Annotated in this window: 18 protein-coding genes; 5 read left to right on the forward strand and 13 right to left on the reverse strand. The window is 65.2% G+C overall.

The annotated features are described in order from the left end of the window. Window positions 1–74: 74 nt before the first annotated feature. The 7 genes from ACSC1P_RS01345 to ACSC1P_RS01375 all read right to left on the reverse strand — a co-directional run bounded on the left by ACSC1P_RS01345 (window position 75) and on the right by ACSC1P_RS01375 (window position 4925). Window positions 75–341 (reverse strand): elongation factor 1-beta, encoded by a 267-nt coding sequence (locus tag ACSC1P_RS01345; RefSeq protein WP_435358325.1) that lies wholly within the window; start codon window positions 339–341, stop codon window positions 75–77. 2 nt (window positions 342–343) lie between these two features. After that, window positions 344–523, reverse strand: coding sequence for an HVO_2753 family zinc finger protein (locus tag ACSC1P_RS01350; protein WP_435358326.1), 180 nt, complete (start codon window positions 521–523; stop codon window positions 344–346). 76 nt (window positions 524–599) lie between these two features. Further along, window positions 600–1808 carry a tripartite tricarboxylate transporter permease gene (locus tag ACSC1P_RS01355; RefSeq protein ID WP_435358327.1) on the reverse strand — a complete coding sequence of 403 codons (1209 nt, stop codon included), beginning with the start codon at window positions 1806–1808 and terminating at the stop codon, window positions 600–602. A 354-nt stretch (window positions 1809–2162) separates the two neighbouring features. Then, entirely contained in the window at window positions 2163–2510 is a 348-nt protein-coding gene (rpl12p, locus tag ACSC1P_RS01360) for a 50S ribosomal protein P1 (RefSeq protein WP_435358328.1), read from the reverse strand. Window positions 2511–2515: 5 nt separating this feature from the next. Further along, entirely contained in the window at window positions 2516–3562 is a 1047-nt protein-coding gene (locus ACSC1P_RS01365) for a 50S ribosomal protein L10 (RefSeq protein ID WP_435358329.1), read from the reverse strand. Beyond that, a complete protein-coding gene (locus ACSC1P_RS01370; RefSeq protein ID WP_435358330.1) occupies window positions 3559–4200 on the reverse strand; it encodes a 50S ribosomal protein L1 in 642 nt (213 codons plus the stop codon). Before ACSC1P_RS01370 ends, ACSC1P_RS01365 begins: the two co-directional genes overlap by 4 nt. Window positions 4201–4445: 245 nt before the next feature. After that, window positions 4446–4925, reverse strand: a complete 480-nt coding sequence (locus ACSC1P_RS01375) for a 50S ribosomal protein L11 (RefSeq protein ID WP_435358331.1) — start codon at window positions 4923–4925, stop codon at window positions 4446–4448. A gap of 162 nt (window positions 4926–5087) precedes the next feature. Here ACSC1P_RS01375 and ACSC1P_RS01380 point away from each other — a divergent pair, with 162 nt between their 5' ends. Beyond that, window positions 5088–5675, forward strand: a complete 588-nt coding sequence (locus ACSC1P_RS01380; RefSeq protein WP_435358332.1) for a hypothetical protein — start codon at window positions 5088–5090, stop codon at window positions 5673–5675. 35 nt (window positions 5676–5710) lie between these two features. Here the strand turns inward: ACSC1P_RS01380 and cutA are convergent, their stop codons facing one another. From cutA to ACSC1P_RS01395, 3 genes are all read right to left on the reverse strand, one after another. Further along, window positions 5711–6022 carry a divalent-cation tolerance protein CutA gene (cutA, locus tag ACSC1P_RS01385; protein ID WP_435358333.1) on the reverse strand — a complete coding sequence of 104 codons (312 nt, stop codon included), beginning with the start codon at window positions 6020–6022 and terminating at the stop codon, window positions 5711–5713. Between the two features lie 105 nt (window positions 6023–6127). Beyond that, on the reverse strand, window positions 6128–6484 hold the full coding sequence (locus tag ACSC1P_RS01390) for a hypothetical protein (RefSeq protein WP_435358334.1): 357 nt from the start codon (window positions 6482–6484) through the stop codon (window positions 6128–6130). A 59-nt stretch (window positions 6485–6543) separates the two neighbouring features. Continuing rightward, window positions 6544–6711, reverse strand: coding sequence for an HEWD family protein (locus tag ACSC1P_RS01395; protein ID WP_435358335.1), 168 nt, complete (start codon window positions 6709–6711; stop codon window positions 6544–6546). A gap of 86 nt (window positions 6712–6797) precedes the next feature. Between ACSC1P_RS01395 and ACSC1P_RS01400 the strand changes: the two genes are divergently transcribed. From ACSC1P_RS01400 to ACSC1P_RS01410, 3 genes are all read left to right on the forward strand, one after another. Then, window positions 6798–7379 carry a YbhB/YbcL family Raf kinase inhibitor-like protein gene (locus ACSC1P_RS01400; protein ID WP_435358336.1) on the forward strand — a complete coding sequence of 194 codons (582 nt, stop codon included), beginning with the start codon at window positions 6798–6800 and terminating at the stop codon, window positions 7377–7379. Between the two features lie 164 nt (window positions 7380–7543). Then, window positions 7544–7867, forward strand: coding sequence for an EthD family reductase (locus tag ACSC1P_RS01405; protein ID WP_435358337.1), 324 nt, complete (start codon window positions 7544–7546; stop codon window positions 7865–7867). After that, on the forward strand, window positions 7864–9549 hold the full coding sequence (locus tag ACSC1P_RS01410; RefSeq protein ID WP_435358338.1) for a thiamine pyrophosphate-binding protein: 1686 nt from the start codon (window positions 7864–7866) through the stop codon (window positions 9547–9549). Before ACSC1P_RS01405 ends, ACSC1P_RS01410 begins: the two co-directional genes overlap by 4 nt. 26 nt (window positions 9550–9575) lie before the next feature. Here ACSC1P_RS01410 and ACSC1P_RS01415 read toward each other — a convergent pair whose 3' ends face one another. Continuing rightward, the gene (locus ACSC1P_RS01415) at window positions 9576–12257 is read right to left on the reverse strand and encodes a cation-translocating P-type ATPase (protein ID WP_435358339.1); all 2682 of its coding nucleotides are present in this window, start codon (window positions 12255–12257) and stop codon (window positions 9576–9578) included. 88 nt (window positions 12258–12345) lie between these two features. After that, window positions 12346–12624 carry a hypothetical protein gene (locus ACSC1P_RS01420; protein WP_435358340.1) on the reverse strand — a complete coding sequence of 93 codons (279 nt, stop codon included), beginning with the start codon at window positions 12622–12624 and terminating at the stop codon, window positions 12346–12348. 148 nt (window positions 12625–12772) lie between these two features. Between ACSC1P_RS01420 and ACSC1P_RS01425 the strand changes: the two genes are divergently transcribed. Further along, window positions 12773–13744 carry an NAD-dependent epimerase/dehydratase family protein gene (locus tag ACSC1P_RS01425; protein ID WP_435358341.1) on the forward strand — a complete coding sequence of 324 codons (972 nt, stop codon included), beginning with the start codon at window positions 12773–12775 and terminating at the stop codon, window positions 13742–13744. 31 nt (window positions 13745–13775) lie between these two features. Here ACSC1P_RS01425 and ACSC1P_RS01430 read toward each other — a convergent pair whose 3' ends face one another. Then, on the reverse strand, window positions 13776–14123 hold the full coding sequence (locus tag ACSC1P_RS01430; RefSeq protein ID WP_435358342.1) for a DUF6176 family protein: 348 nt from the start codon (window positions 14121–14123) through the stop codon (window positions 13776–13778). Window positions 14124–14228: the final 105 nt, after the last annotated feature.

Genomic DNA, 14228 nt, shown 5'->3' on the forward strand with positions numbered 1-14228 from the left:
CACGTCGTCCGAGAACACAGAGACGCGTCGCTCGCCGAGGGAACTGGAACGAGTGAAAAGTGAAGTGAGCCGACTTAGATGCGGCCGACTTCGTCGACGCCGACGGACTCGACGCCTTCGACACCAGTGAACGCCTCTTCGACGGCTTCCGTCCCACCGGCATCGTCGGGGACGATGACGGTCGGGAAGAGGGCGATGAGACCGAACGCGACGTCTTCACGGTCGACGCGGTTGATCTTCGCACCCTCGGGCAGGGAGCTCTCGAGACGCTCCTGCAGTTCGTCGAGGTCGATGTCGGGACTGTTCGGCATGACCTTCATGCGTGCGGCGACTTTTCCCATGATTACGGTCCCTCGAACTGGCAGTTCGGGCAGTTGTACAGGTTGCTCTGCTTTCGGCACTTCGCGCAGCGGTAAATCTGTGTACCACAGTCGGGGCACTTGAACGCGGCCGCGTTCGTCCCGGAGATGTTGATCCCACAGGAGACGCACTTGCGACGGGCGCGCTGTTCGGAGTCGCTCATATGGGCGTGTTTTCCGCTGGTCGGATTTAACGATTGTCTTTCGATTTCACAGGGACTGACTTACGTCAGTTCCCGCTCAGACCGCGAGGGGGACGAGTAACACGCCCATGCAGTACACCCGTCTCGTGCCGAGTCGAACCGGGACGAGGCCGACGCCGGTGGCCACGACGAAGGTCACCAGACCGACGATGCCCGCGAACAGCCACGAGAGGGCGACGAGCAAACAGAGCGCGGCGACCGACAAGCGCCGCGGGTCGAGTGACCCGACGACGGTCAGGTAGTGGTCGCCGACTGTGACGACGAGCGCCGTCGCGACTGCGCCAGCGATGACGACTGCCACGAGTGCGAGGCCGAGCGACGGGACACCACCGGTCTGGTCGACCGCGACGAGGACGCCACTCCGCGGTGTGCCGAGGGAGACGAGCGCGAAGAGTCCGAACACGGCATTGGCTGTGTTGACACCGCTCGTCGCCACGATGTAGCCACGGTCGCCCGCGTCACCAGGCAACGTCGCCAGTGCCGCCGTCGCCGCGATGGCGCTGGACACGCCGGGCAGGTAGCCGACCGCGCCGCCGGCCAGTGTGCCCGCACCGGTCGCCACCGCGACGGTCCGCGGTTCGGTACACAACTGTGCATCGTCCTGCGGTGGGACACCACCACCGGATAGCGCGTCGAGCAACACCGGCGCGCCGAACAACCCCGCGAACAGCGGCGTCAACACGCTCGCCGGGAGCATCGCCGCCGGTTCGAGCGGGAGCGTCACGATGCCGAGTCCGCCGGCCAGGCCGAGCACGACGAGGCCCGCGACCCGTGCTCGCCACGTCGCTTCGGTCAACAGCGTCAACACGACGATACCCACCAGAACGAGCGAGAGGTTCGCCCGAATCGTCGGATACGCCGCAGTCATCACGGCCGTCGCCGGGACCGCGAGTGGGAGCGACGCGGCCAGTGCCCCGGCACTCCCCAGCGCCGAGAGTCGCAGGGCTTCGCGGCCACGGCCACCCAACACGAGGGTGTGCGCCGGTAGCGCCGATGCCGCCATCGCCGCGTCGGGCACGCCGAGTGCCAGCGCCGGGACCACGTCGAGGAAGGTGTGGGTCACCCCGGCGGCGAGCATCGCACTGACCACACACGACGACGGCGCAGGTACCGACGGCGCGACCGCAGCCAGCAACAGCGCGAAGTTGTTCGCGTGTAACCCCGGCGTCAGCCCACTCGCAGTGCCCAGCGCGATGCCCGCGAGAATCGAGGCGAGGACGTATTCTGGAGGCGCTGGGGCGACCATCGCCGACTGTGGCCGCGGCTTTGGGTATAAACTGCTGGACGAGTCGAAGTCGGGAGTGCGCCGGCGACGATGACCGAATTGCGGCGTGGCGCGCGCTGGCGAGTGTGTCGAACGATAGTGAGACCACGAGTCGACATCGCGCGAGGGATGACGAGCGGAGCGAGGAATTGGATGGGGAGGGTGTGGCTGCGGTCATATACACCAGCATTCGTGCTGTCGGTCTCGGTGTTGGAACCGGCAAAAGCACACGAGTCACCGTTTACACAGGTCAGCAGAACCACCAACGCACGCGAGAGTCGTCACTACCCGACTAGCACGCGAAAGAATGAATATCTGATTCGAGTCGCGACGAATTTAGCCGAAGAGGTTGCCCAGGCCCTCGCCCGAGGCTTCCTCTTCCTCGTCGTCGTCGTCGTCGTCGGCCGTGTCCGGCACGTCCGAGACTTCTTCCTCGTCGCCTTCGTCGTCGCCACCCTCGTCGGCACCGGCGGACGCGCCACCAGCGGCTGCGCCGCCAGCGGGGACGGCTGCGGCCTCTGCGACGGCCTCCTCGATGTCGACGTCCTCGAGTGCGGCGACAAGCGCCTTCACACGGGACTCCTCCACGTCGACGCCAGCGGCGTCGAGCACGGCGGTCAGGTTGTCTTCGTTGATCTCCTCGCCCGATTCGTTCAGGATGAGTGCTGCGTAAACGTACTCCATTGTTATTATCCGAACATGTTGCCGAGACCCGCTGCGCCATCGTCCTCGCCGTCGTCTTCGTCGTCGTCGGCGTCGTCCGCGTCTGCGGTCTCGGTCTCGTCTTGGTCGTCAGCCGATTCGTCTGCGGAGGCCTCCTCCGTCGAGGCTGCGGGGGCGGAAACGCCCTGCAGTTCCTCGGGGAGTGCCTCCTCGTCGTCGATGTTGGCCGCGAGCGCGCGAAGTTGCGCGTCGGCCTTCCGGATGAGGTCGTCCGCGAGGTCCGGGCTCTCGATTGCGGCGTGCAGGCCGAGGCTCTTGGCCTCTCCAGTCGCCTTGGCGATGAGGAGTGGGGCCGTCTGAGCCGTCGGGTACACGGCGTTGACAGAGAGGTTCCGGGCGAACGCGGCCGCGGTCTGGACGTCGCTCCGGTAGGCGTCCACGTCGATGTCGAGGTCCTCGGGGTCGAACACCACGCCGTCGGAATAGACAGCGCGGAGGTCGAGACCCACTTCCTTCGGCTCGATGCCGAGTTCGCTCAGGACGTTGGCGAGCTGTTCCGAAACTTCCTCGCCAGCGTCGAGCACGTGCGAGTCCTCGGTGACCTGGATGGAGCCATCCATGATGCGCGCGGCTGCGCCGATCTGCTGGAGCTCACCGACGAACGGACCCGGGTCGACACCGGTGTCACCCTCGGGAACGACGATGTCGTTCGGGGCGATTTCGCCGGCGTTGATGGGTGCGGGCGTCTTCGAGTCTTCCAGCGTCTTGAACAGCGCGAACGGGTTGCTGTTCGTGCCGATGAGGCCGACCTGACCTTCGATGTGCTCGGAGAGCACTTCGATGCCGTCGTCGACGTCGTCGAGCGCGCGGCGCAGGAGCGTGTTCCGGCTCATCCGGAGCTTGGTGTCCGGGTAGAGGTCGGCACGCATCGCCTGCAACTGGCGGCTCGGGATACCGGCGACGTTGACGATGCCGACGGACTCGTAGGACTCGACGAGTTCCACGAGTTCCGCGACTTCGTCTTCCTTCCACTGCGGAAGGTTCTCGGTCTTGCGTTCGGCTTCGGCGCTCATGCGTTAACCTCCACGGAGGGACCCATCGTGGTCTTCACGTAGATGGAATCCACGTTGAGGGGTCCCTTTTCGAGGTTCGCGTGCAGTCGACGAATGATGACGTCGATGTTGTCCGCGATGTCCTCCGCACTCATGTCTTCTGCGCCGACACGGGTGTGGAAGGTACGGCGGTCGCGGCTGCGAAGCTGCACCGTGTTCTTCATCCGGTTCACCGTCTCAACGACGTCTTCGTCGAGGCCGAGCGGCGTCGGCATCTTACCGCGGGGACCAAGTATGGTACCGAGGTGACGAGCGACGTCTTGCATCATGTTCTCCTCTGCGATGAAGAAGTCTGTCTCGTCGGCGAGGTCCTTTGCACGGTCGTCGTCGTCGCCCAGATCGGCCAGTTCGGAGCCGCTGAATACCTCGTCAGCGACATCCTCTGCACGAAGGCCCGTTTCGCCTTCGGCGAAGACCACGATTTGGGTCTCCTGACCGGTTCCGGACGGCAGGACGACGGACTCGTCGACACGTTGCGACGGATCGTTAAGGTCTAGGTCGCGCAGGTTAATCGCGAGGTCTACCGTTTCGCGGAAGTTCCGCTCAGGGGCCTCGTCGAGTGCGCGAGTGACTGCGTCTATTATGTCCTGGTCTGCCATCGTTCACCTCCGTAGTACGCGTAGTGCTTCTACGGGTCAGTGAAACAGGCAAAAGCCTGTCTCGTCTTGGCGGTAGCCCAGCGTGAACTTAAAGCCGTCGAACCAGAGATGCCGTTTTCGCGTCTCTGCCCGGGTGTGTTACAGGCTGACGGCAAGCGTGTCGGTCTGGGAGCAGGTGGCCGACACGGAGCCGACGCTACTGGTCGAATCGGTCCGAGAATCGAGAGAGGAAAATCCGCGAACGATTATTCGTCGTCGAAGTGCTCGTCGTAGTCGCCTGCGTCCATCTTCTTCTTGAAGTCGCGCGGGTTCTCGCCCTCGATGGTGACGCCGAGCGACGTGCAGGTGCCGACGACTTCCTTCGAGGCGTTCTTGAGGTCGTAGCTGAGCAGGTCCGTGGACTTCTGCTCGGCGACCTTCTTGACCTGGTCGATGGTCATGTCGGCGACGAAGTTCTCCTGCGGCTCACCGCTGCCGGTGTCGAAGCCGACTTCGTCCTTGATGAGTGCGGCCGTCGGCGGCACACCGATGTCGATGGTGAAGCTGCCGTCGTCCTCGTAGTTGACGGTGACGGGCACTTCCATGCCGTCGAACGCGGCGGTCTGTTCGTTGATCTCACTGACGACTGCCTGCACGTCTACAGGTGTCGGGCCGAGCTCCGGGCCGAGCGGCGGGCCAGGGTTGGCCTTGCCACCCGGGACGAGTGCGTCGATAGTTCCAGCCATATGTGACAGGTGCTTCGCGGCGTTTTTAACCCTTACTTTTTGCGAGAGCCAGCGTCGACGGCCACGACGGGGGTGTCGACGTGTACCACGCCCGGCAGTCGATTCCTGAGTAGAAAGTGTTTTATTGAACTAACTGTTGAGAAAGTGGAAAGGTGATTCTCGATGGACTTAGCAACAGACAGAGACGCGAGGGAACGAGATGCAGCCATCAGCACGCAGTCCGGCGGGTCGTTCAGACCGTTCGACCCACAGCCAGAGGCAGTCCGCCTCGCTGACATCGCACACGGGACAGCGAACGTCTGCCGGGCAGCAGGGCAGTCGCGCTTCTTCTACAGCGTCGCCCTGCACTCGGTGTACGTGAGCGACGAACTCGGTCGGATGGGCGAGTCGTCGACGGTGCAGTTGTACGGGCTCCTCCACGACGCCTCGGAGGCGTACATGGCGGACGTGCCCGGGCCGCTGAAACCACACCTGCCGAACTACCGGCGCGCGGAAGCCGGCGTGCAGGCGGTCGTCTGGGAGGCGTTCGACTTGCCCGAGCCGACATCGGCACAGTGGACGGCCGTGAAGACGGCCGACGACCGACTCCAGCGCTACGAACTCCCCGAACTCATCCCGTCGCAGGACTGGGAAGGCGAGCGCCCCGACCTCGGCTACGACCTCCGCCGCGACGACCGCGAGAACGTGCCAGCGCTGTTCGCCGAGCGCGCGGCGACGCTCATCGGTGAGACCGCTGCCTCGCTTCCCTGAGTCAGTGTCCGCGCAACTTGGTCCTCCGGCCGTAGTTACTCGATTTCTCTAACCGTCTCGGTGCGCCACTGGCCGAACGCATCGGTGACGTGGGATTCGTCGAAGCGTTCGATGCAGGGCACGTCGTACGGGTGAAGGGTCTCGATGCGTTCGACCAGCGAGTCGTAGCACTCGTCGGTGGTCTTGACGAGGAGTATCACTTCGTCGTCGTCGTGGACCTCTCCGTCCCAGCGATAGGTGGACCGACAGTGCACCTGGTTCACACAGGCGGCGAATCGTTCGCCGACGAGGGTTCGGGCCAGTTCGTCCGCCGAGTCCGGCGGTGCGGTGACGTAGACAGTGGGCATGGTCGACTCCTCGCGCGCTGGCGCGAAAAAGGTGATTTGTCGTGTGTCGTGGAGTCCGTTTGCCGTATCCACGACGTGCTGTGTCGGCCTCGACCGACCGCCTCGTCACTCGATGGTTTCGCTGTCACCGTCACCGACTGACCTGCGCTCTCGTGGCTCGGACGGCTGTTCGGCCGATTCCGGGCCTCGGTCCGCTGGATGCTCGTCGTCGGCACGCTCACCGGTCGTACGCACCCCGCGGGCAACCCCGTCGGCGACGACCTTGTACAGCAAGCCGAACAGGCCACTGAAGAAGACGACGACGCCGACGAAGACGAGCAGCGACCCGAGAATCGGTAAATCCGCATCGAGTAAGAACAGGCCGACGAACACCGGAACACCACCGACGACCACGACGGCGGCGACCCGTTCTGCGAGCGACAGTCCGTAGTCCACGGCCTCGTCTGGACCCACCTCGTGCATAGCGCGACCGAGGAGTGGTGTGTAGAAGAAAGTTCGTGCCGAGCCGGCGTTCGTGCAACTCAGCCGTCGATAGGGCTGAACGTCCCGTCGATGTTCCACTCGTGGATGCAGTGTGGATTGCCGACGTCGCCGTCGGTGATCCGCCACGCCTCCACGTCGTCGTCCCAGTGTTCGTTACGACCACACCGTTCGCACTCGCGTGCGGTCGGTTTTCGCAGCGTCGTCATACCACTGCATAGGACGCCGCGGAATATAATGCCCCATCCTCTTGGTCATTGATAGCATACTACGTCCACGGCGAGGCGACGGCGGTATGTCACGAGTGTGTCAGACGGTCCACGAGTCGACGCTGACCACCGACCGTGGCCCGACCGACATCGTACCCACGCCGACGACTACTATCATGTCACCGAGAGCCACTACAGAGTTCTTGCTCGAATCACCAGCGTTCAAAGAGGGTGGAAAGATTCCGGCCACGTACACTTGTGAAGGGACCGACACGTCGCCCGAACTCGCCATCGGTGGCGTGCCCGACGACGCGGCCTCGCTCGCGCTCGTCGTGGACGACCCGGACGCCCCCGGTGGGACGTTCGTCCACTGGTTGCTGTGGAACCTGCCGCCGTCCACCATCCGACTCCCGCGTGGCGTGCGTCAAGGTCCGGCAGTCGCGGCACTGGATGGGGCGCGACAGGGGACGAACGGCTTCAACACGGTTGGCTACCGCGGTCCGTGCCCACCACGTGGCGACGGGCCCCACAACTATCGGTTCACGTTGTACGCCTGTGACACCGAACTCGACGTGCCTGCCGGGGTGAAGTCGCCGAAGCTGATGGCGGCCATCGAGGCGAGCGAGATCGAGCACACACGTCTCACGGGAACGTACGAACGCGTCTGACGTGCCATATCGCCGCCCCCACGACCACTTCCGACGCGGCCGATTTCCAGGTTGCCCGCGCCAGTCGCTATCGCCCAGAAACGAGCTACCCATCGTCTGTGAAGCACGATACCGCCCAACACACCGGTACTTCCAAGACGACACCGGGTGACGTTCTGTATGTCATGATAAAACTGGTGAACCTGCTTGTTCGCAGGGACGGGATGAGCCACGAGGAGTTCGAGGAGTACTGGTACGAAGAACACGTCCCGCTGGCGAAGGGGTTGCCCAACGCCCGCAAGTACGTCACCAGCACACCACTGGACCCGGTCCGCAGCGAGTACGACGGCGTCGTCGAACTCTACTTCGACGACATGGCCGACCTCAAAGCCGCGTTCGACTCCGAAGTCGGCGAGGAGGTAATGGCCGACCTGCAGAACTTCACCGACCCTGACGAGGGACCGACGCTGTACGTCGAAGAGACCGTGCAGCACGACGAGGACGCATGAAGACAGCTGAACGAGTCGTCGAGGGACTCGTCGCACTCGACACCGAGTTCGTCTTCGGCTACCCCGGTGGCCGCGTCATCGAGGTGTTCGAAGACCTCGCCGAGCATCCCGAAATCACGGTCGTTCGCCCGCGCGACGAGCGCGAAGCGAGCGTGATGGCGGAATCCTACGGCCGAATGACCGGAAACCCGGGCGTCCTCGCCGGACAGGGCCCGTGGATTGGCAGTCTTGGCAACATCGGCCAGATGGAGGCGCGACTCGCCTCGTCGCCGATGGTCGCCATCACGGAAGCCTCCGAACGCGGCGACTACTCGACGCTCGCACCCTATCAGCAGTCCCGCGGCGACTACGGCGGCCTCGCGCTCCCGAAGATTCTCGACGGTGTCACCAAGGAGTGGTGGTTCCCGCGCACGCCCACGGAGACGGTTCGCTCGGTCCAACTCGCGTTCAAGCACGCGACTGCTGGACGACCCGGTCCGACCGCGGTCATCCTCGACGGGAACGCTGTCGCGGAAGAGTTCCCCGAGGACGCCACGCCCGCGGTCTGGGACGAATCGGAGCAGGTCAAGAACTGGCAGGCACAACCGACCGACCGCGACGTCGACGCCGCGGTCGAGGCACTGCAAGACGCGGAGCGACCCGTCATCGTCTCCGGGAACGGCGTCCACGCCTCTGGCGCCTACGACGAACTGCTGGATGTGGCAGACGCCTACGACGCGGTCGTTGCCACGTCCTACCTCGGCAAGTCGACGATTCCGGAGACGCACGAGCGCGCCGCTGGCGTCATCGGCTCCTTCGGCCACGAAGGCGCGAATCTGGTCGTTTCGGAGGCCGATACGCTGCTCGTCGTCGGTTGCCGGATGAACCCGATGGACACGAACTGGCAGGCAGAGTCGTTCATCCGCCCGGACGAACAGACCATCATCCACGCCGATATCGACACGCGCAACGCTGGCTGGGTGTATCCGGCCGACGTTGGTCTCATCGGCGACGCCGCCGAGTCCCTCGACGCGCTGGCCAACGCCGGCGGCTCGACGAACGAGTGGGCGCTCGACCGCGCGGCACAGGCCCGCGCCGACTTCTCGGTTCCCGAGTGCCAGTCCGACGACGTGCCCATCAAGCCCCAGCGCGCCTGCAAGGACATCCAGCAGGTCGTCGACTCGGACACCGTGGTCACCGCAGATTCGGGGAACAACCGCTTCTGGCTGCTGAACTACCTGCAGACCCCCGACACGGAGACGTACTTCGGCTCCGGCGGCGTCGGCGGCATGGGCTGGGCGGCCCCGGCCGCGGTCACGGCCGCACTGCTCGGCAAGGACGCCATCTGTGTCGCTGGCGACGGCGGCTTCACGATGACCATGACGGCCGTCGAGACGGCGGTCGACCACGACGTGGCCCCGACCTTCGTCGTGCTCAACGACACGAGTCTGGGGATGGTCCGCCAGATGGACGACTCCATCCCCGGCGTCGAGTTCCACGACACGGACTTCGTGCAGGTGGCCAAGGCCCTCGGCGGCGACGGTAAGCGCATCACCGAACCGGACGACCTCGTGCCAGCACTCGAAGACGCGAAAGCGAGCGACGTGCCCACCGTCCTCGACGTGCGAATCGACCGCGACGAGGAGATGGTCGAGTCGCTTCAGTCATCGTTCTACGAACAGGTCGGCGGCCTGCACGAGTAGTCCGCAGGACTCTCGACGTTCTTCTTTCAGTCCGAGTGGCCGCCAGCCGCCGTGCCCGTCGGTGTCTCTGGGACCGTCCCGTTTCGCGGCGCGCGCTTTCGCAACAGCCACACGACGACGACCATCGGGACCGCCGCGACCGCGGCCGTCGCGCAGACGATTCCCCAGTCCGACAGCCCGAGCGGGACGGCGTGGAACGCTCGCTGCAACGGCGGCAGGTACAGCACGGCGAGTTGGGCCAGCAACGCGCCAGCGACTGCGACACCGAGCCACGGGTTCACCTCCGGCTTGCCCGGAATCCACCTGACGACGAACAGCTTCACGAACTCCACGACCACGAACGTCGTGAACACCATCGTCACGACGTACTCCGTCGCGTTGTCGGCCAATCCGTTGGTGAACACGGAGAGCGTGAGCGTCGGAACACCGGTGCCGTCACCCGCGAGCAACCACGTGGTCAACCCGAGCATGACGACGCTGGTTGACAGCCCGATGCCGGCGATGGCGCGGCGCATCTGCCCGTCGAGGATGCCCGCTGCGCGGTTCCGGGGCGGGCGGTCCATCACGTCGCCGCTCTCGGGGTCGACGCCGAGGGCGACCGCCGGCAAGCCGTCGGTGAGGAGGTTTATCCAGAGCAACTGCGCCGGTGGGAGGATGACGACGCCGAACAGCGACGCGACGAAGACGAGAATGACCTCCGCGAGATTCGCAGACAGCAGGTAGGCGACGAACTTCCAGACGTTGTCGAAGATGGTTCGGCCGTTTCGGATGGCCGAGACGATGGTCGCGTAGTTGTCGTCTAGCAGCACGAGGTCGGAGGCCTGCTTTGCGACTTCGGTGCCGCGCTCGCCCATCGAGATACCCACGTCTGCGTGTTTCAGCGCGGGCGCGTCGTTCACGCCGTCGCCGGTCATCGCGACCGTGTGGCCGCTGTCCTGTATCGCCTCGCAGATGGCCACTTTTTGTTCGGGAAGGACCCGCGCGAACACCTCGTGTGTCTCGACGGCCTCGCGCAGTTCGGCGTCGTCCATCGCCTCGATGTCGCTGCCGGTCACCACGTCGCCCGAGAGCCCGACCTGTGCCCCGACCACGCTGGCCGTCCGGCGGTCGTCGCCCGTGATGAGTTTCACGTCGATGCCGGCGGCCTTCGTCTGCGCGATGGCCTCGGCTGCTTCGGGCCGGGGCGGGTCCTGCATCCCTTGCAGACCGACGAACACGAGGTCGGCCTCCGGGTCGGCTGGGTCGCCATAGGCGAAGCCGAGCACGCGCAGGGCGTCGTCCGCGAAGTCGTCGACACGAGTCCGGATTCGCTCACGGGCCGCCGTGTTCAGTTCGACAGGACCATCCGCCGTGAGCAGTCGCGTCGACCGCTCCAACACCGTCTCGGGTGCGCCCTTCACGAAACTCACGCCGTCGTGGACCGTCGTCATCCGGCGACGGTCGGCAGAGAACGGCACTTCGTCGCGGCGTGGCCGGGCTTCGCGGAGCGATTCGGTATCGAGTCCCGCCGCGCTCGCCCCTTCGACCAGCGCGACTTCGGTCGGGTCACCGGCGTCGGCCGTCGCGTCGTTGCACACAGCGCCGATTTCGAACAGCAGGTAGGTCGGTGCCATCGTCGTCGGCTCGGCCGTCGCCGACTGTGCCGCGTCCAGCGTGGCGTCCTCCGGCGCGAACGTCTGGTCGTCGACCCACGCCCGCGTCACGGTCATCTTCCCCTGCGTCACGGTGCCGGTCTTGTCCGTCGCCACCACGTCGACCGACCCGAGCGACTCGACCGCGGGGAGTTTCCTGACCAGTGCGTTCTGGTTCGCCATCCGGCGAACCCCGAGTGCGAGCGTGAGCGTGACGACGGCGGGTAAGCCCTCTGGCACAGCCGCGACCGCCAGCGAGATGGCCGTCAGTCCGGCACGGACGTACGAGGCCCCACCGGCGACGAGGACCGCACCGATGATTCCGGCGAGGACGAGGACGGCCAGCCCGATGGTTCGGCCGAACGAGTCCAGGTCGGCCTGTAGTGGCGTCTGTCCGACCTCGACGCGGCCGAGCGCGGCGGCGATTTCCCCGACTTGCGTGTCCATCCCAGTCGCGTAGACGACCGCGCGACAGGAGCCGCGAACGACCGTCGTCTGCTTGTAGACGAGATTGTCGCGCTCTTGAACAGGCGTGTCGGCCGGCAATACGCCCGGTTCCTTCGACACGGGCAGACTCTCACCCGTGAGCGCGGACTCGTCGACGGCGAGGTCGGCCGCCGAGACGAGTCGGGCGTCGGCCGGGACCGCATCGCCCGCTGTGAGGACCAACACGTCGCCGGGGACGACTTCAGTCGCCGGAATCGTCCGTCGCTCGTCGTCCCGCAGGACGGTCGCTGTCGGAGCCGCGAGGTCACGTAACGCCTTCAGGCTCTCCTCCGCGCGGTAGTCCTGTGCGAAGCCGAACAGCCCGTTGGCGACCACGATACACGCGATGAGTGCCGCATCGACGGGGTCGCCCACGACGGCGGCGACGCCCGCGGCCGCGACCAGTACCCAGATGAGGACGCTCTCGAACTGCGCGACGAGGATGGCGAGCGGTCCACGGGACTCGCCTTCGACGAACTCGTTCGCGCCGTGTTTGGCGAGTCGGGCGGCCGCCGCTTCGCTCGAAAGCCCCGTCTCGGCGGTGTCCTCGTCGGCCAGTACCGCGTCCAGCGGGCGGTCGTGTGCGGCCACGGGAGACGGTTCTCTCGTCTCCCTCTTTAGCCTAGGCTGCGGTGGTCCCTCGACAGCCACCAGTTCAGCCGGTCGGTCGCACCCCCGGTCAGCCGCGGAGCAGTTGCCGAACAGCCCAGAACAGTCCACTGGCCTGATTCGAGAGCGTGTAGACGACACCGTCACTGGGCGTCTGCACGGCGTCGAACGTCACGAGTTCTGTGATAGGGACCGACACGACCTCGCCCGTCGCTCGCCGTCGGCCACGTGCGTTCGTCACCCGCAAGAGCGTCACCTCCCGGTCACCCTTGCAGCCGACGACACGGTAGACACCCGGGTTGCCCTCGAAGTCCGCCGGTGGTCGGTAGTGCTCGTACGTGGTCGGCACCCGACCCAGTAGGTGACCGAAGAGCGTGACTCTGTGGGCTGGTGCCAACAGGGCGACAACAGGGTGTCCTCGACCGACTGAAGTGTCTCGTGTGCCAATGGCTGGCGGACGGGAACCTTTTTGCGGTCACTGGCAGAATTTGCGCGCAATGGCAGACAGCACGGTACTCGTCACTGGTGGTACGGGATTCATCGGGTCGTACGTCGCGAAAGACCTCGTCGACCACGGCCACGACGTGGTCGCCTACGACCTCTCGACCGACCCGCGTATCCTCGAAAAGCTGGGTATCGCCGACGACGTCGAGATTCGTCGCGGCGACGTGAGCGACTCGACAGACGTCGTCCGTGCCGTCAAAGAGACCGGCGCGACACACATCGTCCACCTCGCGGCACTCCTGACCAACACGGCGCGTGACAACCCGCGCGCTGCGATGACGGTCAACATCGAAGGCACGAACAACATCTTCGAGGCTGCTCGCACGCTCTCGGACCAGGTCGAGCGCGTCGCGTGGGCCTCCTCCGCAGCCATCTACGCCCCACCGACCAACTACGACGACGGTGGCGACTGGTGGGTCACCGAGGACGACCTCGTCTACCCCGACACGCTCTACGGCGCGACCAAGGAGTACAACGAACACCAGGCTCGCGTCTACTACGAGGACCACGACGTGTCCCACGTCGCGATTCGCCCGACTGTCGCGTACGGCCCCTACCGCGAAACTGGTGGCTCCGCGTTCCTCGCGAACATCATCGAGAAACCGGCTGTCGGCGAGTCGTTCTCGGTCGAGTACGGCGACCAAGAAATCGACTGGCAGCACGTCGAGGACATCGCACAGGCGTTCCGCCTCGCCGCGTTCACGCCCGACGAAGACCTCAGCCAGCGCGTCTACAACGTCCGTGGCGAACTCGCCTCGATTCGCAAGGCCGCAGAGACCGTCGAGAAAATCGTCCCCGACGCCGACATCGAAGTCTCCGACGAGGGCGAACTCCCGTGGACCCAGCGCCTCGACATGACGAAGTTCCAGGAAGACACCGGCTACGAGGTCCAGTACGACCTCGAATCTGGCTTCCGCAAGTACATCGACGTGCTCCGCGAGGAAGCGGGTCTGGACCCGCTCTGAGGACAGCAGACGAAATCGCGCGGTTCCCTTTTCACTCCGGCCGGTTCGGATTCGACAACTGGTACAGCAGTTCGTAGTCACCGACGTTCTCGCCGTCGACGAGTACCTCGCGCATCACCTCCTTGTGTTCCGCGTCGATGGGATGGTCCGATTCTGCGAAGGCGTCGAAGACGCGGTCCATATCGTCGGCTTGCATGAAGTACACGAGAAAGTCGCCGTCGTCGGTGTGTTCGACGAACGCGGCTTCGTGGTGCATCCCCTCCTGTTCGAGGGTTTCGAGTGCCTCGTCCTCACGGTCCTGAATCTCCTGCGTCCACTCGCGCAGGTGGTCGGTCTTCCCCGGTTCGATGCGCTGTTTCGTGAGGACCACGTCGGTCATACATCACCCTCGTCGAGTGAAACGAAAAATCTCGTGGTCCAACAGGTCTTTGCTGGACGAACGCTACTACGTGCTACGAAGGTGCCAACTCCTCTCATAGTCCGG

The organism is Haloarchaeobius caseinilyticus (assembly GCF_051207395.1).
Taxonomy (GTDB): Archaea; Halobacteriota; Halobacteria; order Halobacteriales; family Natrialbaceae; genus Haloarchaeobius.

Coding starts and splice junctions, on each gene's coding strand:
- ACSC1P_RS01345 (WP_435358325.1), bottom strand. CDS start 341: ATGGGAAAAGTCGCCGCACGCATGAAGGTCATGCCGAACAGTCCCGAC.
- ACSC1P_RS01350 (WP_435358326.1), bottom strand. CDS start 523: ATGAGCGACTCCGAACAGCGCGCCCGTCGCAAGTGCGTCTCCTGTGGG.
- ACSC1P_RS01355 (WP_435358327.1), bottom strand. CDS start 1,808: ATGGTCGCCCCAGCGCCTCCAGAATACGTCCTCGCCTCGATTCTCGCG.
- rpl12p (WP_435358328.1), bottom strand. CDS start 2,510: ATGGAGTACGTTTACGCAGCACTCATCCTGAACGAATCGGGCGAGGAG.
- ACSC1P_RS01365 (WP_435358329.1), bottom strand. CDS start 3,562: ATGAGCGCCGAAGCCGAACGCAAGACCGAGAACCTTCCGCAGTGGAAG.
- ACSC1P_RS01370 (WP_435358330.1), bottom strand. CDS start 4,200: ATGGCAGACCAGGACATAATAGACGCAGTCACTCGCGCACTCGACGAG.
- ACSC1P_RS01375 (WP_435358331.1), bottom strand. CDS start 4,925: ATGGCTGGAACTATCGACGCACTCGTCCCGGGTGGCAAGGCCAACCCT.
- ACSC1P_RS01380 (WP_435358332.1), top strand. CDS start 5,088: ATGGACTTAGCAACAGACAGAGACGCGAGGGAACGAGATGCAGCCATC.
- cutA (WP_435358333.1), bottom strand. CDS start 6,022: ATGCCCACTGTCTACGTCACCGCACCGCCGGACTCGGCGGACGAACTG.
- ACSC1P_RS01390 (WP_435358334.1), bottom strand. CDS start 6,484: ATGCACGAGGTGGGTCCAGACGAGGCCGTGGACTACGGACTGTCGCTC.
- ACSC1P_RS01395 (WP_435358335.1), bottom strand. CDS start 6,711: ATGACGACGCTGCGAAAACCGACCGCACGCGAGTGCGAACGGTGTGGT.
- ACSC1P_RS01400 (WP_435358336.1), top strand. CDS start 6,798: ATGTCACGAGTGTGTCAGACGGTCCACGAGTCGACGCTGACCACCGAC.
- ACSC1P_RS01405 (WP_435358337.1), top strand. CDS start 7,544: ATGATAAAACTGGTGAACCTGCTTGTTCGCAGGGACGGGATGAGCCAC.
- ACSC1P_RS01410 (WP_435358338.1), top strand. CDS start 7,864: ATGAAGACAGCTGAACGAGTCGTCGAGGGACTCGTCGCACTCGACACC.
- ACSC1P_RS01425 (WP_435358341.1), top strand. CDS start 12,773: ATGGCAGACAGCACGGTACTCGTCACTGGTGGTACGGGATTCATCGGG.
- ACSC1P_RS01430 (WP_435358342.1), bottom strand. CDS start 14,123: ATGACCGACGTGGTCCTCACGAAACAGCGCATCGAACCGGGGAAGACC.